Below are 22,240 nucleotides of genomic sequence, written 5' to 3'. Positions count from 1 at the left end.
AATCAGTTAGATGCGGGTGAGGCAATAACACTGCAGAAGAACGAAAAAAAGCTCCATGCCAAAGACATGGAGCGAGTGTAGCCACCGGGGCGTTGTTAAATGATCGGTATTTTCCCCATGAAACGTAATGCTTTATTGCACCGAGCCGATCATGTATTCAACCGCGGCCCGCAAGGTGGCGTCATCGGCCGACGATGCGCCCCGGGGCGGCATGGCGCCTTTCCCTTTGAGCGCCACTTCCATCAGCGAGTCCATGCCCCGGGCGATCAGCGGACTCCACGCGGCCTTGTCGCCCAGCTTGGGGGCATTGGCCACGCCGGTGCTATGGCAGGCTATGCAGGCCGACTTGTACAGCTTCTCGCCGGCCGGGTGCGACGTGGCCTTGCCCGCGACGGCGACCGGCTTGGCGGCCGGCGCGGCGGCTGGAGCAGCTTGCTTGCCCGCCGGGGCCTTGGCCGATGCCGCGGGTGCGGCGGCGGCCAGCTTCTTCGCCCGCGCGTCCAGCATGGCGGCGTTCTCCTTGGTGATGGGGCCCGGCGCCTTGATCTGCTTCATCAGGTCGTCGTTCCACTTGCCTTCGACCACGAAGTGCCCCGCGGCGCCCAGCTCGAATGCCTCGATCAGATTGTGGTTCACGTAGGCATACACGCCGGGCTGCTTGAAGGTATACAGCGCCGCCCCCGCCGAGCCGCCGCGTATGAACCAGGTCTCCAGGTTCTTTTCAGGCGCGTTGGCGAACTTGCCCGTTTCCCAGACCCAGTCGCCGTGCCCGCCGATCAGGTGCGGACGCGTGTCGCGGTTGGCCTGCGAGTGGATCATCAGCACGGTCTCGCCCACCTTGGCTTTCAGAGCGCCTTCGCCGGTCAGCGCGCCGACCTTGCCGTTGAACACCACATGCGTGGGCGTCAGCGTGCGCATGACTTGCACCGTATCGGCATAGCTGTCGGCCAGGCTCTTGTAATCCTTGTACTTGCCGTTTTCGTCCTTCGGTATGTACAGGTCGAACTCGCCTATGGTGTAGGCCTTGTCGTAGTGCAGCGGCTTGCCCTCGGGATCCTTCAGGCCTTCGCGCGGCAGGACCATCAGGGTTCCGCTCATGCCCGACACCACGTGCCAGGGCACCATGCCTTCCGGAGCGCAGTGATACACGAACACCCCGCTGCGGTCGGCCTTGAAGCGCAGGGTGGCCTGTTCGCCGGGATTCACATCCGTCAGCTTGGCCCCGCCCAGCGCGCCCGTGGCAGCGTGGAAGTCGACATTGTGCGGCATGGCGTTGGTGGCCGGGTTGACCAAGGTGATCTCGACATAATCGCCTTCATGCACCACCATGGTGGGCCCCGGCATGGAGCCGTTGAACGTCATGGCCTGCATGGTGGTGCCCTTGTCGTCGATCACGATCTTCTTCTCCTCGATCGTCATGGTGAACTCGACGACTTTGGGACCCGATGTGACTTTCTGCTCGTGCGCATGCACCATGGGCGGCGCAACCAGGTCGACCTTGACGCGATCCAGCTTATCGGCCGTATCAGCCAGGGCGGGAACACCGGCCATCAAGGCGGTCATGACGGCGGCTAACAAGGTTGGACGGAACGCTTTCATTTGCAACTCCCTTCTTATCAATATGTCGTGAATGTCGACAGCTCTATTGAACGATCCGGGAGGGTTTCCTTCTTTGTTGCAGCGCAAACTTCAAAGCAAGTTCTCAGGGTTATCACCTATAAACAACAGCCGTCCGAAGTCGGTCGAAAGTCAAACACATGCGAAAAATCAATGATTTAACGAAGGGGCCGGAACAGGCCGATGGTAGAATCAAAAGATTGCCAGCAGCAGGGACAACTCATGCCATCACAGCTTAGCCGGTCGCTGATCAAGAATCTTGATCTTTTCAGGGCACTGCCCGACGACGCCCTGGATGCGGCCCTGCAACACGCGCAAGTCTGTCGCCTGGCCGAAGGCGAGGCCGCCTTCCACCAGGGCGAAGAAGCCACGCGCTTTTTCGTGCTGCTGCACGGCCACCTGAAAGTGGTGCAGATCACCCCCGAAGGCGAACAGATCGTCGTGCGCTACGTCAATCCGGGCGACGTCTTCGGCATCGCCCGGGCCATGCGGCGCAGCCACTATCCCGCATCGACCATCGCCGTCCAGGAAAGCATCGCCCTGGCCTGGCCTTCGTCCGAATGGGACCAGTTCGTCTCCGGCAACCCCCATTTCGCCTCCAACGCCCTGCAGACGGTCGGACAGCGTCTGCAAGACGCCCATTCGCGCATACGCGAGCTGTCCACCGAGGAGGTCGAGCAGCGCGTCGCGCGTGCCATCCTGCGGCTGGTCGACCAGTCGGGCGAGGAAACGCCCGAAGGCATACAGATCAACTTCCCCATCACCCGCCAGGACATCGCCGAAATGACGGGAACCACGCTGCATACCGTCAGCCGGCTTCTGAGCGCCTGGAAAGAGCGCGGCCTGGTGAACAGCGGACGCAAGCGCATCGTGGTGTGCGCTATGGACGAACTGATCCGCCTTGCCGAAGGCCCCGCGCAAACCCCGGCCGGACAGTCCGCCGCCACACGCGGCGTCGGCTAGATTCAGTCAGGTCCGGCTGAATTCGCCGGGCTCCATCCGATCAGGCTCACCGTGACGGACCCAGGTCTTGCCTGGCCTTTGCCCTTGCCTGGCATCTGCCTGCTCCGCTACTGCGGAGCAATCCCGGCCCGTCCATGCCGGAAAAGCCCTGCGGAAATCAATGGATGCCCAGTTCTTCGCGCAGTGGCCGCGCCGCGCCGGCCGCGGCATCGTCGCGCACCAGCCGGAAGCCCAGGTTGCTGGGCGGCACGCCGACAGAGCAGGCGCCGCCCTTGGGATCGCGTATGAAATCGGTGATGTAGCTGCGATGCGGCCCCGCCACCACGCGTATCCCGCAATTCTCGCCCGTCGTGGTCACGGCGCCTTCCGACGCATCCAGATGCCGCCGCGTATGGCAGGTGTCGGTCCAGTCCCACACATTGCCCGCCATGTCCTGCAGGCCCGCCGGATTCTCGCCGAACCCGCCGAAGGGCCGCAGCGATGCATCCACCGATACTTTGCGCTGGGTCTCCAGTGCGTACTCCGCCAGCCAGCGCTGCGCCGGATCGGAAGGGTCGGAGGCATCCAGTATGACATCTTCCTTGTAGGCGGGACCTGCCGCATAGACCCATTCCGCATAGGTCGGCAGGCGGTAATGGCCCCCCGTCCTCTTCGACAGCCAGGCCGCATACGCCGTGGCATCGTGCCAGCTTACGCCCACCACCGGAAGCCCGGGATCGGCCGCGTCGCGCTGCACCCCATCCAGCTTCTTGCAGGCCCCCGCGGCCACGCAGGCCGCGTACTCCGCCTGACTGACCTGCCGCTTCATCATGGCCACGCCGCTGTCGAAGCGGACCACCGCTTGCGGTGGTGTAACCGGATAACCGCCCTTGAGGTATTCGCCCGAAGGGTGGTAGCTGAGTTCGCCGGCCGGGACGGAAACCAGCTCCACCGCGTCAGCGGCGCCCGCCATGCGCCCCGCCGCAGCTCCGGCGCCGCTTGCACCGCCATCCAGCTTGCATCCGACGGCCATACTCGCCATCAGCATGACGATGGCAATTCTTGCGGAGCTTCGGAGGGTGCGCATGATCCAATACCTTCAGTGCTTGCCGGCATCCCGGCTGTACACCTGTATTGAACCCGTCTTGCAGCGCGCCGTCTTTGTTGCAGCGCAAAGAACCCATCAGATCAGTATCAGCTCAGGACATCCAGGCAAACTTGCGGCGCCAGGACCAATTGAACCAGCGGCGACAGGATCACCGCCCTATGCCTGGAGCAGGCGTTCATGGCTGGGCCTGGCCCGGCGATTTACGCGTGCGCCGCGTGGCGGCTCGATTCAGGGAGACAAGGCCGCGCTGTTCGAGCACGACGCTTTCGGGCAGCCAGTGGCTGCCCGACGTGCGAGTTCGCGGCCGCCCTGAATCGAGCCGCCGCGCGGGGAGTTCTGGCGCAGCCAGAACCGCCAAGCGTCCAGCCGGGCCAGGCCCAGCCATGAACGCCCCAGCCACGAAGAGATGACTGCATTCTTACGAAAATGACTGCATTCTTACGAAAATGACTGCATTCTTACGAAAATGACTGCATTCTTACGAAAATGACTGCATTCTTACGAAGAGGACTGCACTCCCCAGAAGGGATGGCCGCATCCCTGATGACCCACACCATCCACCATAGAAAAAGGCCTCTGTCCTAAAACAGAGGCCCTTCCACATCTGACAAGCCTTGGTGCTTGATCCGTAAGCCGATCAAGCCACCCCAGCCTGATGCGCCTGCTCATCCGCATGATATGAAGACCGCACCATCGCCCCCACGGCCGCATGCGTGAACCCCATCGCGTACGCCTCGCGCTCCAGCATCTTGAACACATCGGGATGCGCATAGCGCAGCACGGGAAGGTGATGCTCCGACGGCTGCAAATACTGCCCTATCGTCAGCATGTCCACATTGTGCGCCCGCATATCCCGCATCACCTCAAGGATTTCCTCGTCCGTCTCGCCCAGGCCCAGCATCAGCCCCGACTTCGTCGGGACATCGGGATGCAGCGCCTTGAACTCCGACAGCAGCTTCAGCGAATGCTGGTAATCCGAACCCGGACGCGCCTGCTTGTACAGGCGGGGCACCGTTTCCAGGTTGTGGTTCATCACATCGGGCGGGCCTTCGTTGAGTATGCCCAGCGCGCGGTCCAGCCGGCCGCGGAAGTCGGGCACCAGCACCTCGATCCGTGTCGTGGGAGACAGTTCGCGCACCTTGCGGATGCACTCGACAAAATGCCCCGCCCCGCCGTCGCGCAGATCGTCGCGGTCGACCGACGTGATCACCACATACGACAGCTTCATGGCGGCGATGCTGCGCGCCAGGTTCACCGGCTCGTCGACATCCAGCGGATCGGGGCGCCCGTGGCCCACATCACAGAAGGGACAGCGGCGCGTGCACTTGTCGCCCATGATCATGAACGTGGCCGTGCCCTTGCCGAAGCACTCGCCGATATTGGGGCAGGACGCCTCTTCGCACACCGTATGCAGATTGTGCTCGCGCAGTATCTTCTTGATGTCGTAAAAGCGCGAACCCGGCGCGGCCGCCTTCACACGTATCCATTCCGGCTTCTTCAGGCGTTCGGCCTGCACCACCTTGATGGGAATACGCGAGGTCTTGTCGGCCGACTTCTGCTTTTGCGTTGGGTCGTAGGGCGCGGGACGCACGGTGGGTTTACGGACGGCAGACTGATCAACGGGAGTAGTCATACGGTTTCCTGCGCCCAAGCCCCTGGGCCGGCGCTAAGAGCGGCGGCGTGCTTCACGCCCTCCGCCATTCAATGAAAAAGACCACAGCCGGAAGCCGCCCTGGCGCCCTCCGGACATGAAATCGGAAAGCCATTTTAACGCGCCCCGCCTTGCCCCGCCTAATCGCCCTTTCCCCAGCCCGGATATAGAAGGCCCTTGCGGCCAACAAAAACCATCCATCCAGGCCGTCCGCGGAAACCTTCCAGGGCTAGCGTCCCTTCCAGACGGGCTGCCGCTTCTGCGTAAACGCGTCGATGCCCTCGGCCACGTCCTCGGCCATCATGTTCTGCGCCATGACCTTGCCGGCATAATCGTAGGCATCGGCCAGGTTCATGCCGCGCTGGCGCTGGACCATGGCCTTGCCCGTGCGCACGGCAACCGGGCTCTTGCTGCAAATGGCCTGCACCAGGGCATCGAGCTGGGCGTCCAGCTCGTCGGGCGGCACCGCGCGGTTGACCAGGCCCTTGTCGGCCGCATCGGCTGCGCTGATGAACTGCCCCGTCACCAGCATTTCAAACGCGTTCTTGATGGGAATATTGCGTGTCAGCGCCACTGCCGGCGTCGAGCAGAACAGGCCCACATTGATGCCCGACACGGCAAACCTGGCGGTTTCCGAGGCGATGGCCAGGTCGCAGCTGGCCACCAGCTGGCAGCCCGCCGCCGTGGCGGTGCCGTGAACCTTGGCAATGACCGGCACCGGCAGGTTGACGATGCTCTGCATGACCCGGCCGCACTGGGCGAACAACTGCTCGTAATAGCGCTGGTCGGGGTGGGCGCGCATCTGCTTCAGGTCGTGGCCGGCACAAAACGCCCGGCCATTGGCGGCCAGCACCACGCAGCGCGCCTGCTCGTCTTCGGCAATGCCGGCCAGGGCGCGCTGCAAGGCATCCAGCAGCTCTTCGGACAGCGCATTGAACTGATCGGGCCGGTTCAAGGTCAGCGTCGTCACCCCGTCGACTGTGTCGATCAATAGCAATTCGGCGTCTGTGCTCATGGTTGTCTCCGGATTATTGTCCACCCAGCGCCCCTGTCCGGTCGATTCGCTGGCACTGACCGGGCAGCAGCCTGGCCAAGGCTTGCTTATTCAGCCGTTGCCGTCGGCTGCGCTTCCAGATGAGCGTCGAACGCATCATTCAGGCGGGCAGCCAGCAGGCGGCCGACCTCGCCCACGGTAGCGTGTATCCCGCAAGATCGCAAATCGACGGTTTTCAGCCCCTCGTAGCCGCAAGGATTGATGCCCAGGAAGGGCGACAGATCCATGTCGACGTTCAGGGCCAGGCCATGGTAGGCGCAGCCGTTGCGCAGCTTGATGCCCAGGGCGGCGATCTTGGCCAACTCGGCCTGGGCCCCGGCCGGCGGCGCCGCCAGGCTGGCGTAAGGCACATATACGCCGGGCGCCCCCGGCTTGCGGCAGGCCCCCTTCACGCCCAGTTCATCCAGCGTCCGGATCAACACGTCTTCCAGCAGGGATACGTATTCCTTGACGAAGATTTTCATGCGGCGCAGGTCGACCAGGCAATAGGCCACGACCTGCCCCGGACCATGATAGGTCACCTGGCCGCCCCGGTCGCACTGCACGATGGGGATGCCGCTGCTATTCAGGATATGCTCGGGCTTGCCCGCCTGGCCCAGTGTATAGACCGGATCGTGCTCGACCAGCCAGATGCGGTCCGGCGTTGCCGCATTGCGCGCTTCGGTGAAGTCGCGCATGTCCCGCCACACACGCAGGTAGTCCGCGGGCCGGGGCAGCCAGTGGGATTCGATCATGGCCTCTCTTTTGGCGTTACAGGCGCTATATGACGATGGACACCATGTGGTGGGCATGCAGGGCGCGGTACAGGTCGTCCAGCTGCTCGCGCGAGGTCGCGCGCACCGTGAAGGTAAGTCCGATGTACTTCCCGCCCTTGCTGGGCCGCATCTCGACCGTGGCGGGGTCGAAGTGCGGATCGAACTGCAGCACGATATTGGTCAGCGTCTGGGCGAAGTCCGGATGCGCCCTGCCCATGACCTTGATGGGAAAGTCGCTGGGGTATTCGATAAGGGACTGTTCGGGCGGGATTTCTTTCATAGTCGTGGTACAGCCGCCTTGCCGCGCTTGCGCCGGCATGGCGGCCACTCCTTAAAGCGCCGCAATGGCTTTGTCGTAGCCGGCGCGCAGCGCGGCATAGATGGGGCCGGGTTTGCCGCCGCCCACCGGCTTGCCATTGTATGTGGTGATGGGCAGGAGCTCTTTGGTGGCCGACGACAGCATCAGTTCGTCGGCGGCATCGACCTCCTGCTGCGAAACAGGCCGCGCATTGAAGGCAATGCCCGCCTGGTCGGCCAGTTCTTCCACGAAGCCATAGCGTATGCCTTCCAGGATGAGGTTGCTGCGCGGGGGCGCCAGCAGCACGCCGTCCTTGGCGACCCAGATGTTGCACGAAGACCCTTCCGACAGGAAACCATCGCGAAATTGCAGGACCTCATCGACCCCGGCATCGACCGCATGCTGCTTGGCCAGGACGTTGCCCAGCAGCGAGACCGACTTGATTTCGCAGCGCAGCCAGCGGATGTCGGGTATACCCACGGCGGACAGACCCTGTTCTCGCGCCTTGGCATCGGGACGCTTGAAAGGCGAAACCATGCAAAAAACGGTGGGAGCGGTGTTGGCCGGAAAAGCGTGATCGCGCTTGGCCACACCGCGGGTGACCTGCAAATACACCATGCAATCGCTCAGGCCCGACCGCTTGAGCATGTCCTGGACCAGCGCTTCCCAGTCGCTGCGCTGAAAATCCACCTTGATGCCGATGGCGGCCAGGCTGCGCTCGAGCCGCGCCAGGTGGCCGTCCATGCGGAAGGGCTTGCCGTTATAGGCCGGCACCACGTCGTATATGCCGTCGCCGAAGATAAAGCCGCGATCGAGCACGGAAATGGTGGCATCGCCCAGACGGACATACTGGCCGTTCAGATACACAATACTGTCGTTATCGACATCGGGAATCATTATCTACGCCTTGCGTGGAAGGAATCAGGAGCGGCTCGAAGCGGCCGCCCAAAGAAAACCGGCTTTCGCCAACACCGGCCCGGGCCATGAACATCATGGCCCGGGCCGCACTATTTTATTGAAACAACAAGCGGACCTTGTCGTAGATGCGCCCAAAAAAACCGGCTTCCGGCACATCGTTCAAAACAAACAGCGGATCCTGCCTGAGCAGCTTGCCGTCGAGCGACAGGGACACCGTGCCCACCTTGGCGCCCGCCTTCAGCGGCGCGATCAGCGGCTGGGTGTACTGGGCCACGGGCTTGACCTGCGGGCCCTTGCCGCGCGGCACGGTCACCCAGGTGGCGGTGGGCGTACCCAGGCCGACGGTTTCAGACTGGCCTTCCCATACGCGCGCATTGACGGCCGGCTTGTCGTTGTCGAACAGCTTGATGGTATCGAAGTTCTGGAAGCTCCAGTTCAAGAGCTTGAGGCTGTTCTCGCTGCGGGCCGAATCGCTGGCCGCGCCAACGATGACCGACACCACGCGGCGGCCATCGCGCAGCGCGGTCGCGACCAGGCAATAACCCGCCGACTGCGTGTGTCCGGTTTTCAGGCCGTCGACCGTGGGATCGGTCCAGAGCAGGCGGTTGCGGTTATTCTGCTTGATCTTGTTGTAGGTGTATTCCTTCTGGCTATAGTAGTGCAGGTACTGCGGGAACCGGGTGACCAGGTTCTTGGACATGATGGCCAGGTCGCGCACGGTGGTCAGGTGGGCGGGATCGGGCAGGCCCGTGGAATTGACGAAATGGGTATCGCGCAAGCCCTGCTTGGCCGCTTCCTGGTTCATCAGCGCGGCGAAGGCGTCTTCGCTGCCCGCCACCGCCTCGGCCAGCGCCACCGTGGCGTCATTGCCCGATTGCACGATGACGCCCTGCAGCAGTTCATCGACCGTCACCTGGCTGCCGGGCTTGATGAACATGCGCGAACCTTCGGTCCTCCAGGCTTTTTCGGAAACGGTCACCGGCTGATCCAGCGTCAGGCGCTTGCTTTCCAGGGCCTCGAAAACCAGATAGGCCGACATCAGCTTGGTCAGGGAAGCCGGCTCGACGCTTTCATCGGGATTCTGCGATGCGATGATCTGGCCGCTGTTCGCATCCAGGGTCAGCCATGCCTTGGCGGTCAGGCTGGGCGCCGGCACGGTGGCCAGCTCGCCCACCGCCGTGATGCCGGCGGGAGCCGAAGGCGTCATGCCCGCGGCGGGGGCAGTGTTCTGGGCCGGACTCAGAGCCGGGGCCAGAACCAGCGCCAGGCCCGCGGCGCACAAGGAAAGATGGGAAAACCTGAAGCGGAATTTTTGGAATGTCATCGGCATATCGTATAAGAGATCCGTTGCAGGATAACGGAGCAAAAGGCCATTATAGGCAGGCGAAGCTGACGGTTACACCCGCCAATCCACTGTTTCAACAAGAAAACCGCAAGCGAATGAAACCGGATTTATTCAAACATTGCTCGCTGCGTTAAACCCGAGGCCGAGCTTCAGAGCGATGCCAGGCGCTGCAGCAGCAGTTGCTTGAGCACCACCAGTTTGCCATGGAAAAAATGGCTGGCCTCGGGAATCACCACCATGGGCAGGCCGCGGCCGCGCGCAAAATCCATGGCCTCGGCCAGGGGCACCACTTCGTCGGACTCGCCATGCGCCAGGAAGGTGTCGTCGGGAATGGCGATATCGCGAAACTTGAAACGCTCGACCGCCGAGCCCACCAATAATAAAGCATCCGGCACCGGCTGCGACTGCTCGGCCAGTTCCGAATACAGCTGCGCGGCCACCGAGGTGCCGAAGGAAAACCCCGCCAATACCCACTTGCCGGCGGCCGCTTCCGGATAGGCCTGCTTGAACTGCTGCACCAGCTGGATCATATCGGCGGTTTCGCCGACCGCCGCGTCGAACTCGCCCGCCGATTCGCCCACGCCGCGAAAATTGGGACGCAGCGCCGCCAGGCCATGCTGCACGCAGGCCCGCGCGATGGTGGTCACGATCTTGTTGTCCCGCGCCCCGCCATGCAGGGGATGGGGATGCAGCACCAGCGCCCAGCCGGCAGGCGCCTCCATGGGCAGGTCCAGTACGCAGTCGATGGTCCCGACCATGCCCTGAAACGCTATCTTTTCGGTGCGAGCAAGCATAATCTTCAGTTTGAGTTATAAATAGACAGGCTGATTTTACGCCACGCGCATCGAGCGAATTGCCGGAATCCATGGACACCGCCCCCCACCCTCCTCTTCCTTCCCCCTGTCAGCTCGTGGACGAACTGCGTTCCACCTTGCCGCATTTCAAGCAGATCCAATGGCTGGAGCGCACCGAATCGACCAACGCCGATCTGCTGGGCATGGCGCGCGCCAGCCATGGCCCGCAGGCGCGGCCCTGGCTGCTGGGCGCCCATTTGCAGGAACGCGGCCGCGGGCGCGCGGGACGCAGCTGGCAGAACCGGCCGGGGGCCAACCTGATGTTCTCCTGCGCATTCGATGTGTTTCTTGCGCCGCAGCAACTGCCTACCTTGTCGCCCCTGGCGGGATTGGCCGCCTGCGAAGCGCTGCGCGAACTGATCGAACCTGAACACCGCGGCCACCTGACCATGAAGTGGCCCAACGACGTGCAGTGGGATTCCGCCAAGCTGGCCGGAATACTGGTGGAGGTCACGCGCGCCGGCGCCTCGCGCCTGTCACCCGATCACTACGTGGTCATCATCGGCATGGGCCTGAACCTGGACGATGCACGCTCGCTCAGCCTGTCGCTGAACCGCAGAGTGGCGGACTGGTCCGAGATCGCCCGGCGCGACACGCGGGCAGCCACGGTTTCGGCGGCGGGCCTGGTCGCGCATGTGGCCCAGGCCTGGTACACCAGCCTGAACGAGGCCACCGCCTACGGCTTCGATGCCCTGCCCTTGCGCTATGCCAAGGTCGATTCCCTGGCGGGCCAGCACATCAACGTGCTGGATGACGGACGCATCGCGCAGGCCGGCATTGCCTGCGGCATAAATCGCCTTGGCCAGTTGCTGCTACGCACGCCGCAGGGTGAACAATCGATATCCATTGGCGAGGTATCCGTGCGCCCCCGCCAGGAATATGCGCCATGATCGTACTGATCGATGCCGGCAACACACGACTGAAGCTGGGCTGGATAGACCCCGAAACCGCCGTGCGCGAAAGCCACCCCCTGGCCATCCGGCACCACGACCTGCATCAGATTGCCGCCTGGCTGGATCACCTGGCGCCCGCTCCCCGGGCGGCGCTGGGTGTCAACGTCGCCGGCAAGGCGCTCGCCGATGCGCTGGATGAATTGTTCCGGCGCCGCTACGGTTATGCCATATCATGGATAAGCGGCCAGGCGCAGGCCGCGGGAGTGCGCAATGCCTACGATACGCCGTCCCAGTTGGGACCCGACCGCTGGGTATCCATGATAGGCCTGGCCCGCCATGCACATGACGGACCGCAGCTGCTGGCCAGTTTCGGCACCGCCACCACCCTGGACACGCTGGGCCCCGATCCAACGGGGCACGCCGGCGGCCTGGTGTTCCACGGCGGCCTGATTCTGCCTGGACCGGCGCTCATGCGCAGTTCGCTCGCCAGCGGAACAGCCAATCTGCCCGAGGCGAACGCGGCGCCGGCCGCCTATCCCACCCATACGCAGCAGGCCATAGGCAGCGGCATCGCCGCCGCCCAGGCCGGTGCGCTGCTGCGCCAATGGCGCGAAGGACTGGAACGGTTCGGCCAGGCGCCGCGCGTGTATAGCACGGGCGGCGCCTGGCCGCAGGTCGAAGAAGAAGTGCAGCGCGGCCTGGCCAGGGCGCAAAGCGACCTGAATCTGCCCCGGCAAGCCGCGCAGTGGCTGCCATCGCCGGCGCTGGATGGCTTGGCGCGGCTGGCGCTCAGCGACGCTGAATAATGGACTGGGGTGCGCCCAGCGCAATGGCGTGCTGGTTTCTTTCGGATAACTGACGCGGTTCGCGCCCGTTTTCGCTGGGGGGCGGCCCGAAAAAACCCTGGCCGAACACCAACAGGGCCGCATTGGCCAGCAGCACAATCAGGAATAAAGATCGCATAAGGGCAAACTGAACGGTATTGGCCTTAAGTGTAATCCACATCCTACTGCCAGCGCTGCATGGCCATGTCCAGGCGCGGCGCGGATGCCATCATGCTGGGAACGGCCGTATGGCGCGCATCCGAACCGAAAAACAGATGCTCGGGCGAGGCTTCGGCCAATTCCTGGAAGGAGCGTGTCCGGGCGTTGATATGGCCGGCGGCCGCCATCATGGCGGCATCCTCGTCGCGCCTGCTCAGTGCCTCGAACAAAGCCTGGTGCTCCTGCCAGGCTTGAGACGCCCAGTCGGCGCTCAATTCGTCATGCTGCCGGCGATAAGGGTTGGTGCGCTTGCGAATGTGCAGGATCTGCGACCTCAGATAGCGATTGCCGCAGCATCCGTGTATGTAATCGTGGAATTCCAGGTTGTACTGCGCGAAGGCATCCAGGTCCTGATCCGCCATGGCCTGGCGCCCTTTTTTCTGCAAGGCGCCCAGCTTCCGCAGTTGGGCGGCCGTGATGCGCTGGCAGGCCAGCCGGGCGCAAAGGCCTTCGGCATAGGCCAGCGTTTCGAACATTTCAGCCAGTTCGCCCGCGGAAAGCTGCACGACGTAGATGCCGGCCCGCGGCACGATGCGCACGAAGCCTTCGGCCGACAGCTGCAGCAAGGCTTCGCGCACCGGCGTGCGCGACACGTCGAACATCTGGCCCAGCTGCGCCTCGTCCAGCGTGACGCCCGGCGGCAGGGCGCCTGACACTATCTGGCTTTCAAGCTCGGCGCGAACGCGATCGGTATGGGTAATGAACATATAAGGAAGAATTGCGCCTCCGGGGAAGAGGCATTTTTCCTAGTGTACGGGCGGACAGGCCCGCGCCAAACGCCGATTACCCGCCACAAACGCCTGTATATGACGGATTTGAGCCGGCCCGGCGCCGCGGGCCCCAACCGGGCACGAAGCTTGCTATAGGCAGCTTGGACGATGCCGCTACTCATGCAAGATGGCGTATGATTCGCTCCGAAACCCTTCCACAAGCACTGCACCCTATGAAGCCTATTCGAAAAGCAGTATTTCCCGTCGCGGGCCTGGGCACGCGTTTCCTTCCCGCCACCAAGGCCATGCCCAAGGAAATGCTGCCCATCGTAGACAAGCCTCTTATCCAGTATGCCGTTGAAGAAGCCATCGCCGCCGGCATTACCGACCTGATCTTCATTACGGGGCGCAACAAGCGCGCCATCGAAGACCACTTCGACAACGTGCCGGAGCTGGAGGCCGAACTGGCCGCCAAGAACAAGCACGAACTGCTGGAAATCGTGCGCAATGTTCTGCCCTCGAATGTAAATTGCATCTACACGCGCCAGCCCGCTCCGCTGGGGCTGGGCCACGCTGTGCTGTGCGCCGCACCCATCGTCGGCAACGAGCCCTTCGTGGTGCTGCTGGCCGACGACCTGATCGACGCCAAGGTCTCCGTCACCCAGCAACTGGCCGAAGCGGCGCATCGCCACAACGGCAGCGTCATCGCCATCCAGGACATAGACCGCAACCACACCGACAAATACGGGATCATCTCCGGCGAGTCCGTCGACGAAAAAAATACCCGCTTGTCGGGCATTGTCGAAAAGCCCGCTCCGGCGACCGCGCCCTCGACCCTGGCCGTGGTGGGACGCTACGTGCTGGAACCCGAGATCTTCGAGCACCTGCGCAAGACGCAGGCCGGCGTGGGCGGCGAAATCCAGCTGACCGACGGCATCGCCAGCCTGCTGGCGGCCCGGCCGGTATTCGGCCTTCAGTATGAGGGCACCCGCTATGACTGCGGCAGCAAGGCGGGTTTCTTCAACGCCACCCTGGAGCTGGGCCGCAAATACCACGGGCTGTAGGCAGGCCTTATTTTTTGATCTCGTTGAGGCCCGCGACCACGCGGGCCACTGCTCCGCGGTGCTTCTGTACCCAATGAGCGCCCGCTTCGCCCATGCGGCCCAGGCGTTGCGCATCGTCCAGCAATTGCAATGCCGTCTGCAAAGCCGCGTCGGCATCGTGCACCCGCAATGCCGCTCCCTCGTCAAGGGCGTCGACCACCGCCTGTTCAAAATTGCGCGTATGCGGCCCCACCAGCACCGGGACGCCCACCGCGCACGCCTCGATCAGGTTCTGGCCGCCCAGAGGCTGGAAGCTGCCGGCCACGATCGCAACTTGGCCCACGGCGTAATACCAGGGCATTTCCCCCAAGGTGTCGCCCAGCAGGACGGCCGCGTCGGCGCAAGCCTGCAGCGCCTTCGAACTGCAATCACCCGCCTCGATCAGTTGCGAACGCCTGACGTATGACAGGCCGGCGTCGGCCAATTCACGCGCCGCCTCGTCGAAACGCTCGGGATGGCGGGGAATCAGGCAGAACAGGACCCGCTCCGACAGATTGCGCCCCTGGCCGCGCGCACGTTTGAGTTGCTTGCCGATCGCGCGTATGAAGAGTTCGTCTTCCCCTTCACGGGTACTGGCAATGACAATCACCTTGCGGCCCAGGCCGGGGGAAAAATCGCGCCCACGCTGTATCTTCTCGGCCGGCAGCGATACATCGAACTTGAAATTGCCCGACACCCGCACCGCCACCGCGCCCGCCTGTTCCAGGCGCTGGGCGTCGTGCAGGGTCTGGGCGTATACGGCGTCGAACTGGCCATAGGCTTCACGCATCACGCTGCCGATCCGCAAGCTCTGGCGCAGCGCATGATCGGAAAAGCGCGCGCTGACCAACATCATGGGAACCTGGAAGCGCCGCGCGGCCGCAAGCAGGTTGGGCCATACCTCGCGCTCGATCAGAATGCCGGCCCGGGGCCGGTAGTGGTTCATGAACCGGCGCACGCTTCCAGGGAAGTCGTAGGGCAGCCACTGCTGCGCCAGGCGGCCCTGGGCGATGGCCGACGCAAAAGCGCGCTGGCCTTCCAGCCGTCCGGTGACCGTCATGTGCGTCAGCAATACGCTCTCGCCCTGATCCAGCAAGGCCTGGATCAAAGGCTGGGCGGCGCGGGTTTCGCCCAGGCTGACCGCATGCACCCATACGGGCTTGCCCAATGGGCTGTACTGCGGGTAATGGCCAAAGCGCGGGCCCGAGCAGACCTCCCAGTCGCCGCCGGCGCGCCGCGCGCGCAAGGCCATCCAGCCCAAAAGGGCCGGGGACAATAGCCGGATAAGCGCTGTATAGAAAAAACGATTCAAGAACTTTGCCAGTGGCCGCCAAATGGATAAGTATTTTAAGCCCGAAGCAATCGGACGTATGTCGGGCAAATGCCCGGTCTCAGTCCGGCGCGCCGCCGGCCAGCCCGACATGGGCGGGTTCGTTGGACGCCAATGCCTGCTCCACCGCGCTCAGCACGGTCTCGGCCGAAGGCGCATTGCCGCGTTCGCCCAGGCTGGCCGTGTAGCCAGGCCCTTCCAGGGGCGTGCGCACCGGCGTGGATGCCTTGTAGATGCCTATGGTCGGACGCCCCAGGCCAGCCGACAAGTGAGTCAGGCCGCTGTCCAGGCCCACCATGATGCGTGCGCCGGCCAGCACCCCGGCCACGTCGGTAAGGCTCATGCGAGGCAATACCTGGGCGCGCGGATTACCCTCAACCAGCTGCCGCGCCCTTTCGGTTTCGGCCGGACTGCCCGACAGCAGCTTCAGATCCAGGCCATGCGCGCACAGATGGTCGAACACCTTCTGCCAATCGGATTCAGGCCAGAGCTTGTCGTCCCGGCTGGCCGACGGCATGATCACGGCATAGGGCTGGATGCTGACGCCATCGGTGATGCGATCCAGGCCGAAATCGGGCTCGCCGCCATAGGTATAGCCAAAGGCGGCGGCGGCCAGTTCGCGCTGCCGGGTCACGGCGGGCTGCCAGAACTCGACCCTGTGCTTTACGTCGTAGAAGAACGATGCAAGCGGCTCGCGCGCCGACTTCCTGTCCAGGCCGTGGCGCAGCCCATGCGTTTGCCTCAACAGCCACACCGATTTCATCAGCGCCTGCATGTCCAGCACCACATCGTACTGGCGCGCATCCAGGTTCCGGCGCAGCGCGGCGCGCGCCGCGCGCGTCTCCGCCGACCACCAATGCTTGCGCCAGCGCCGATGCGCAACGGGGATGACCTCGTTCACCGCCGAATGCCAGGCGGGAATCTCGGCAAAGCTTTCTTCGACAATCCAATCGATTTGCGCATCCGGCACATGCATTGCAATGTCGGAGATAGCCGGCAGCATATGCACCAGGTCGCCCAGCGAGGACGTGCGAACGATCAGGATCTTCTTGCTCATGCGGCCATTATAATTTACGGCTTCGCCATTCCAATACGGCAATCGTCATACCGCTGGCGCAAATGACAGCGATGCCCAGCCAGCTGAAGGCATCGGGAAACTGTCCCCATATCAGCCAGCCCAGAGCGGCCGCGCTGATGATCTGCAAGTAGATGAAAGGCGCCAGCACCGACGCGGGCGCGTAGCGGTAGGCCTGTATCTGCAGCAGGTGTCCCAGCGCCCCCCAGAAACCGGTGGAAACCAATACCAGCCATTGCACGCCGTCCAGCCCGGCCAGCAACGGCCAGACGGAAGGCAGAGTGAAAGGCAGGATCGCCGTCAGGCACAGGCTGCCCACCGCGCCGCTCCAGACCAGCGTCGTGAAGGGGTCGTCGGCCGCCACCCGCCGCGTGGCAATGTACTGGCCCGCGAAGAGCAGAGCCGTCAGCAATCCGAACAAGGTCCCCACGGGATCCAGCCCGGCGTCGGGGCGGATGATGATCAGCACGCCGACGAAACCCACGCCGGCCGCAACCCAGCGCGAAAGACGGGCCGGTTCCTTCAGCACCCAGGGCGCAAGCGCCAGCATGATCAGGGGCGCAAGGAAGTTGATGGCGGTGGCCTCGGCCTGCGGCAGGTAGTGCAAGGTCGTGAAAAAGGACAAGGTCGCCAGCAGCATGACCGAGCCCCGCGCAATCTGCGCCGAGGGACGCACGCTGCGCAAGACTTTCGTGCCGCGCACCGGCAGCACCAGGCCCAGCACCAGCAGCAAATGAACCACATAGCGCACCCAGCACAGCACCAGCAAGGGCACGCCGGCGCCCATGACCCATTTGCCGCTGGCATCCAGCGTCGACAGCGCCCACGAGGACAGCACCAGCACAACAATGCCCGCGATCGGACGCGTAGCGCCCCAGGCGTGCGAGGACGCAGATACGGGATTGGCCCGGCCCATCATGACGCTCCAGCAAAGTCGCCGCCACCGGCGGACGATACGCGAACAAGGCGGCCCGCTTGCTTTATGATGGCGCGATGAACGATTGGTATATTCTGCCCAACGGCAACATCAAACACATGAACGGGCTGGAACTGCAGCCCGAAAAAGACTGGCTTCCAACGGAACAAAGCATGGAAGCCTTCACCCATGCCCTGCGCGCGCAGGGCAAGCCCGACGCGCTGATCATCAAGGCCATGATGGACCTTGCCATCGAATGCGAAGCCTGGGTGCAAGAGAATCTGAGCTAAGGCGTAGCGAAGGGGCTACAGCGGCTGCAAGCCGGTTTTATATTGCGTGGCGCGATCGGCATAGCCCTGGGCGTTTTTCTTCAGATTCGCGACTTCATCGTCGCTGAGTTCGCGCACCACTTTGGCGGGCGCCCCCAGTATCAGCGAGCGCTCGGGAAAGGACTTGCCTTCGGTAACCACCGCGCCGGCGCCCACCAGGCAATTCTTGCCGATGACCGCGTTGTTCAGGATCACCGCCTGGATGCCGATGAGCGCCCCGTCGTGCACGGTGCAGCCATGCAGCATGGCCTGGTGCCCTATCGTCACCCCCTGCCCTATGGTCAGCGGGCAGCCCGGATCGACGTGCAGCACGGCGGATTCCTGGATATTGGAGCCCTGTCCGACGACAATGGGCTCATTGTCGGCACGGATGACGGCGCCCGGCCATACGCTGGTGTTGGCCGACAGGGTGGCCTGGCCAATGATGGTGGCCTCGGCGGCGATAAAGGCGCTGTCGTCGATATGGGGGGCAAGGTCGCCCAGTTTATAACAGGTCATGGCTAGCGTCCGGCTTGGTCCAGAAAGTGAAAAGATCGTAGCATACGAGAAAATTGCGCACTACGACAGGAGAACCCCGCCATGGACAGACCCCAGCCGCGGCCACGCGGCGACTTCAGGCTTTTCCTGCCCATCGGCACGCGCTGGATGGACAACGACGTGTATGGCCACATCAATAATGTGACCTATTACTCGTTTTTCGACACCGCGGTGAACCGGTATCTGATGGACAGCGGCGTGCTCGATATTGCGCGCAGCCAGGTCATCGGGCTCGTCGTGGAGACCGGCTGCCATTATTTTGCGTCCCTGGCCTTTCCCGACGATATCGAGGCGGGCATCCGCCTGGCGCGCATGGGCAACACCAGCGTGCGCTATGAAGTCGGCATCTTCAAGAAGGGCGCGGAACTGACCGCCGCCCACGGCCATTTCGTGCATGTCTATGTGGACCAGGCTTCAAGGCGCCCTGTGCCGCTGCCCGGCGAATTGCGGCGGGCGCTGGAAAAGATCGCCTGAACATGCGCCCCGGCGCGCGCCGCGCCGGTCGGCTTTTTCCGATTGCTTCCCTAAAACCCGATGAAACGGTCTGCGCCCGAGCGATATTTTCTATTATTTTTAGATATTTATATCAATATAAGTCAAAACGTATCATAATCCGGACGTCCCAAGTGTGACGTATTTATCTAGCGGAGAAATACTATGATGACTCAAGACGCATCGCAGTTGCCGTGTAAGACCTGTTTCCTGAAGCGGGGCATCCCCCGCAGATATAGATACGCACTGGCCGCCATGGCCGCGGTTTCGTTTTTAAGCGCCAGCCAGGCCGCCCTGGCCGAGGCCATAGGCCGGGCATCGGCCAAACGCAAAGACCATCCCTTGTCGCTGGCGCTGTGGTCGCCGCCACCGGGCGACATCCGCTGGATACATGACGAGGCGCAATTGGGTCCCCCCGATGCGCCTTTTGTTTTTTCGGGCGACACGCTCTATACCGACGCATCCTTTGCATCGAGCCGTCCCTTCCTGATCGACAGGCAAGCCTGGGTGCACACCAGCGGCGGCACCATCCTTCGGCTGGATGGCACCCTGTCCAATCCGGGCGCATCACGCGAGGGCCTGGTCAAGCGCGGCGCCGGCACGCTGGTGCTGTCCGGATCCAACAACTATCAAGGCAACACCTTGCTGCAGCAGGGCACGCTACGGGTGGAAGGCAGCAGCGCGCTGGGCCAGACCTATCGAACGCTGGACATGTACCAGGGAACAACGCTGGATTACGGAGACGGCGCCGTCGTATACAACGCCATGCAGCTGCGGCATGACACCGAAGGCCATGCGGCGGAAGCGCCGGCCGGGCATGCCGGCAGCGTGCAGTGGCGCGTGGACCAAGGCAGCGCAACCCAGGCCGGCATCGTCAACGGCTCGGTGCCCATCGTCAAGCAAGGATCGGGCACCCTGCGGCTGCTGGGCTTCGTCACCAATCCCGCCACGGCCACCGTCAACCAGGGCACGCTGGCCATCGAGGACTTCTTCGGCGGCGCAATACAGGTCAACCGCGGCGCGCGCCTGGAAGGCCACGGAACCCTCGGCTCGGCCACAGTGCTGGACGGCGCCACCCTGGCGCCCCGGAGCGAGGGCGGAATGGGGACCCTGTCGGTGCTGGGCGACCTGCAATTCCAGCCTGGCGCCAGGCTGGAGCTTAGAACGGATGCGGCGGGCGGGTCCGACACCCTGCAGGTCATGGGGCGTGCCTTGCTGGCCGGCCAGGTCGTCGCCCTGGCCCAGGCCGGCGACTGGCAACCCGGCACACGGTACACCGTGCTGCAATCGGGGCTGGGCCTGGAGGACACCCGCTTCGAGTCGGTCCATACCAATCTGCCCTTTCTCGACCCCGCGCTCAGCTACGATGCGCAAAACGTATACCTGACCCTCAGCCGCAACGACAGGCCGCTGGACGATGTGGCCGACACCCCCACCGAAGAGGACGTCGCCGACGCCATCGATAACGACAACCCCGACCTGCGTGACCGGATCATCGTCATGGACCGTGATCAGGCCCGGGAGGCTTTTCGCCAGCTATCGGGCAGTTGGCATGCATCGGTGCTGTCAGGCCTGGCCGAAGACAGCCGCCACGTGCGCGAGGCCGCGTTGCTGCATGCCATGCCGGGGCCGTTCGAGCCCGCAGGGTCGCAAAGCCGGTTTTGGCAGCACAGTTTCCACGCCTCGGCCGATCGCGGGGCGCAGGACGGCACGCCCGGCGACACCCGCGACCTGATCGGCGTCGTGGCCGGCGTCGCGCGGCCCGTCGCAAACCGCTGGCACATCGGCGCGTTCGCCGGCGCACAGCAAAGCCAGGCGCGGCGGGCGGCAGGCATGGCCCACGCGCGCATCGACAGCGTACTCGCCGGCGTCAGCCTGGCGGGGCGCTGGCGCAGCGCGGACCTGGTTTTAGGCGCCGCGCACAGTTGGCATGCAATAAGCAGCCACCGAAAGATCGCGGTCGCCGACCTGCGCGACGCCCTGTCGGGCAACTACCGCGCGCGCACACTGCAGCTATTCGCGGAAATCGCCGCGCCCCTGCGCCGGCTGGCCGGCGCCGCGCGGCAAGAGCCCGCCAGAACGCGGATCGAGCCCTTCCTGCGCCTCGCCTGGATCGGGACCCACGCCCAGGGTCACGCGGAAAACGGCGGAACGGCGGCGCTGGACATCGCGCCGGCCGGCCATGCCTTGGGGCTCGCCATGGTAGGAATCAAGGCCACCCATGCCATGGAAACCTTCCAGGGCACGGCGCGCCTGTACGCCATGGCGGCATGGCGCCACGCGCGAGGCGACGTGCGCACGTTCTCGCGCCAGAGCTTTCGCGGCGGCAACCGGCCATGGATGTTCGAATCCGAAGGCCAGCCAGTCTCCCGCCAGGCCTGGTCATTACGCCTGGGCATGGACGCCGCGCCGGCCAGGAATATGAACGTGGGCATCGCCTATGCCGGCCAGTTTGCGCGGCGCCGGCAAGAGCACGGCGCCCGCCTGGATGTATCCTGGGCTTTCTGACTAGCCCGAGCGCCTGGCGGCCCGCTTCGCCCTTAACAGAAAGGCCAGGTTATGCGCGCTGCGGGCCAGCGCATCCTTCAGGTTGGCATACTCGCGCCGGACGGTGTCTGCCAGGCTGTGCCGGCCGCCCGCGTCAGGCACATTGATCGACGACTCGAAATCGTCGTCCTGCGTCACGCACACCGGATCCAGGCCTATGGATTCCACCTTGTGGTCATAGAAACGGTCCATGGTGTTGTCCACCGGGTAGACCCATTCGGAACAATAGTCCAGCAGCACCCGCGCCGTCTCCGGGGTAATCAGATAGCCGGTGGTCCCGGCAAAGCCCTTGACGAACTTCTTGACGGTGAACGGGCCGATTCTTCCCAGGGCCAGTCCGGCCTGCCCGGGGATCTTCCGATTGGGCTGCAGCCACACCAGGCCGTAGCGGCTGGCGAATTCCGCGGCGCTTTTGTAGAACGCCATGAATTCCGGCAGCAGGATGGCGTCGTCTTCCAGCACAATGATCGGCGCTTGCCCTTGCACGCATTTTTCCCAGAGCAGGTAGTGGCTGGCAAAGCAGCCCAGTTGCGACAGCCGGAGCGAAGCGCCCGAACCGCGCAGGCGGGCGCGCTTCCTGTCGTCGTACTTGCTGAACAGCGGATGATCGGGATTTTGCGTGCCATGGATGGCATCGAAAAGCTCGTAAGACAGGCCCAGCCGGCCAAGCTGTGCATCCATGAAGGAGCGCCTGTCCTGCGCGGACACAAGACTTATAACGTAAATGCCGAGAGGGGCCACCAT

At 63.8% G+C, this 22,240-nt stretch carries 23 protein-coding genes and 1 pseudogene; 7 read left to right on the top strand and 17 right to left on the bottom strand.

Annotated elements, in window-relative coordinates:
- Positions 1-132 precede the first annotated feature (132 nt).
- Complete coding sequence (locus OEG81_RS18115; protein WP_412034155.1) at positions 133-507, bottom strand: c-type cytochrome; 375 nt, start codon at positions 505-507, stop codon at positions 133-135.
- 12 nt (positions 508-519) lie between these two features.
- A pseudogene (gene nirK / locus OEG81_RS01645) lies at positions 520-1,599 on the bottom strand (copper-containing nitrite reductase); the annotation flags it as partial.
- Positions 1,600-1,839: 240 nt separating this feature from the next.
- On the opposite strand from nirK, the gene OEG81_RS01640 reads away from it, so the two are divergent.
- A complete protein-coding gene (locus OEG81_RS01640) occupies positions 1,840-2,580 on the top strand; it encodes a Crp/Fnr family transcriptional regulator (RefSeq protein WP_264130961.1) in 741 nt (246 codons plus the stop codon).
- 157 nt (positions 2,581-2,737) lie between these two features.
- Here OEG81_RS01640 and OEG81_RS01635 read toward each other — a convergent pair whose 3' ends face one another.
- The 8 genes from OEG81_RS01635 to OEG81_RS01600 all read right to left on the bottom strand — a co-directional run bounded on the left by OEG81_RS01635 (position 2,738) and on the right by OEG81_RS01600 (position 10,482).
- Positions 2,738-3,646 (bottom strand): formylglycine-generating enzyme family protein, encoded by a 909-nt coding sequence (locus tag OEG81_RS01635; protein WP_264130960.1) that lies wholly within the window; start codon positions 3,644-3,646, stop codon positions 2,738-2,740.
- A gap of 658 nt (positions 3,647-4,304) precedes the next feature.
- Complete coding sequence (lipA, locus tag OEG81_RS01630) at positions 4,305-5,300, bottom strand: lipoyl synthase (RefSeq protein ID WP_264130959.1); 996 nt, start codon at positions 5,298-5,300, stop codon at positions 4,305-4,307.
- Between the two features lie 247 nt (positions 5,301-5,547).
- Positions 5,548-6,333, bottom strand: coding sequence for an enoyl-CoA hydratase (locus tag OEG81_RS01625; RefSeq protein ID WP_264130958.1), 786 nt, complete (start codon positions 6,331-6,333; stop codon positions 5,548-5,550).
- Between the two features lie 86 nt (positions 6,334-6,419).
- Entirely contained in the window at positions 6,420-7,106 is a 687-nt protein-coding gene (gene lipB, locus OEG81_RS01620) for a lipoyl(octanoyl) transferase LipB (protein WP_264130956.1), read from the bottom strand.
- A 25-nt stretch (positions 7,107-7,131) separates the two neighbouring features.
- Entirely contained in the window at positions 7,132-7,407 is a 276-nt protein-coding gene (locus OEG81_RS01615) for a DUF493 family protein (protein ID WP_264130955.1), read from the bottom strand.
- Positions 7,408-7,458: 51 nt separating this feature from the next.
- Positions 7,459-8,322 (bottom strand): D-amino acid aminotransferase, encoded by an 864-nt coding sequence (locus tag OEG81_RS01610; protein ID WP_264130954.1) that lies wholly within the window; start codon positions 8,320-8,322, stop codon positions 7,459-7,461.
- 115 nt (positions 8,323-8,437) lie between these two features.
- Positions 8,438-9,667, bottom strand: coding sequence for a D-alanyl-D-alanine carboxypeptidase family protein (locus OEG81_RS01605; RefSeq protein ID WP_264130953.1), 1,230 nt, complete (start codon positions 9,665-9,667; stop codon positions 8,438-8,440).
- Positions 9,668-9,837: 170 nt separating this feature from the next.
- Positions 9,838-10,482: an alpha/beta hydrolase gene (locus OEG81_RS01600; protein ID WP_264130952.1), complete on the bottom strand. Its 645-nt coding sequence runs from the start codon at positions 10,480-10,482 to the stop codon at positions 9,838-9,840.
- 71 nt (positions 10,483-10,553) lie between these two features.
- On the opposite strand from OEG81_RS01600, the gene OEG81_RS01595 reads away from it, so the two are divergent.
- The gene (locus tag OEG81_RS01595) at positions 10,554-11,432 is read left to right on the top strand and encodes a biotin--[acetyl-CoA-carboxylase] ligase (protein ID WP_264130951.1); all 879 of its coding nucleotides are present in this window, start codon (positions 10,554-10,556) and stop codon (positions 11,430-11,432) included.
- Complete coding sequence (locus tag OEG81_RS01590; protein WP_264130950.1) at positions 11,429-12,241, top strand: type III pantothenate kinase; 813 nt, start codon at positions 11,429-11,431, stop codon at positions 12,239-12,241. Before OEG81_RS01595 ends, OEG81_RS01590 begins: the two co-directional genes overlap by 4 nt.
- Here the strand turns inward: OEG81_RS01590 and OEG81_RS01585 are convergent.
- Both OEG81_RS01585 and OEG81_RS01580 read right to left on the bottom strand, forming a co-directional pair.
- A complete protein-coding gene (locus OEG81_RS01585) occupies positions 12,225-12,398 on the bottom strand; it encodes a hypothetical protein (protein WP_264130949.1) in 174 nt (57 codons plus the stop codon). The two genes, OEG81_RS01590 and OEG81_RS01585, sit on opposite strands and share 17 nt — an antisense overlap.
- A 43-nt stretch (positions 12,399-12,441) precedes the next feature.
- Complete coding sequence (locus tag OEG81_RS01580) at positions 12,442-13,185, bottom strand: GntR family transcriptional regulator (RefSeq protein WP_264130948.1); 744 nt, start codon at positions 13,183-13,185, stop codon at positions 12,442-12,444.
- A gap of 236 nt (positions 13,186-13,421) precedes the next feature.
- On the opposite strand from OEG81_RS01580, the gene galU reads away from it, so the two are divergent.
- Positions 13,422-14,252, top strand: a complete 831-nt coding sequence (galU, locus tag OEG81_RS01575; protein ID WP_264130947.1) for a UTP--glucose-1-phosphate uridylyltransferase GalU — start codon at positions 13,422-13,424, stop codon at positions 14,250-14,252.
- Between the two features lie 7 nt (positions 14,253-14,259).
- Here galU and OEG81_RS01570 read toward each other — a convergent pair whose 3' ends face one another.
- The 3 genes from OEG81_RS01570 to OEG81_RS01560 form a co-directional block, all read right to left on the bottom strand.
- Entirely contained in the window at positions 14,260-15,582 is a 1,323-nt protein-coding gene (locus tag OEG81_RS01570; RefSeq protein WP_264130946.1) for a 3-deoxy-D-manno-octulosonic acid transferase, read from the bottom strand.
- A gap of 79 nt (positions 15,583-15,661) precedes the next feature.
- Positions 15,662-16,657 (bottom strand): lipopolysaccharide heptosyltransferase I, encoded by a 996-nt coding sequence (gene waaC, locus OEG81_RS01565; RefSeq protein WP_264130945.1) that lies wholly within the window; start codon positions 16,655-16,657, stop codon positions 15,662-15,664.
- A 7-nt stretch (positions 16,658-16,664) separates the two neighbouring features.
- The gene (locus OEG81_RS01560; RefSeq protein ID WP_264132669.1) at positions 16,665-17,591 is read right to left on the bottom strand and encodes a DMT family transporter; all 927 of its coding nucleotides are present in this window, start codon (positions 17,589-17,591) and stop codon (positions 16,665-16,667) included.
- A 77-nt stretch (positions 17,592-17,668) separates the two neighbouring features.
- On the opposite strand from OEG81_RS01560, the gene OEG81_RS01555 reads away from it, so the two are divergent.
- Positions 17,669-17,881 carry a hypothetical protein gene (locus tag OEG81_RS01555; RefSeq protein WP_264130944.1) on the top strand — a complete coding sequence of 71 codons (213 nt, stop codon included), beginning with the start codon at positions 17,669-17,671 and terminating at the stop codon, positions 17,879-17,881.
- 15 nt (positions 17,882-17,896) lie between these two features.
- On the opposite strand, the gene OEG81_RS01550 is transcribed toward OEG81_RS01555, so the two are convergent.
- Positions 17,897-18,418 carry a gamma carbonic anhydrase family protein gene (locus OEG81_RS01550; protein ID WP_264130943.1) on the bottom strand — a complete coding sequence of 174 codons (522 nt, stop codon included), beginning with the start codon at positions 18,416-18,418 and terminating at the stop codon, positions 17,897-17,899.
- An 81-nt stretch (positions 18,419-18,499) separates the two neighbouring features.
- On the opposite strand from OEG81_RS01550, the gene OEG81_RS01545 reads away from it, so the two are divergent.
- Together OEG81_RS01545 and OEG81_RS01540 are read left to right on the top strand one after the other, a co-directional pair.
- Entirely contained in the window at positions 18,500-18,931 is a 432-nt protein-coding gene (locus OEG81_RS01545; RefSeq protein WP_264130942.1) for an acyl-CoA thioesterase, read from the top strand.
- Positions 18,932-19,114: 183 nt separating this feature from the next.
- Positions 19,115-21,457, top strand: a complete 2,343-nt coding sequence (locus tag OEG81_RS01540; RefSeq protein ID WP_264130941.1) for an autotransporter domain-containing protein — start codon at positions 19,115-19,117, stop codon at positions 21,455-21,457.
- Here OEG81_RS01540 and OEG81_RS01535 read toward each other — a convergent pair whose 3' ends face one another.
- Positions 21,458-22,240 carry a glycosyltransferase family 25 protein gene (locus OEG81_RS01535; RefSeq protein WP_264130940.1) on the bottom strand — a complete coding sequence of 261 codons (783 nt, stop codon included), beginning with the start codon at positions 22,238-22,240 and terminating at the stop codon, positions 21,458-21,460.

Origin of the sequence: Pollutimonas sp. M17, assembly GCF_025836975.1 — a bacterium.
Classification (GTDB): Bacteria; Pseudomonadota; Gammaproteobacteria; order Burkholderiales; family Burkholderiaceae_B.
Note: the sequence above shows the minus strand (reverse complement) of the source record. Positions and strands in the feature narration are given on the sequence as shown.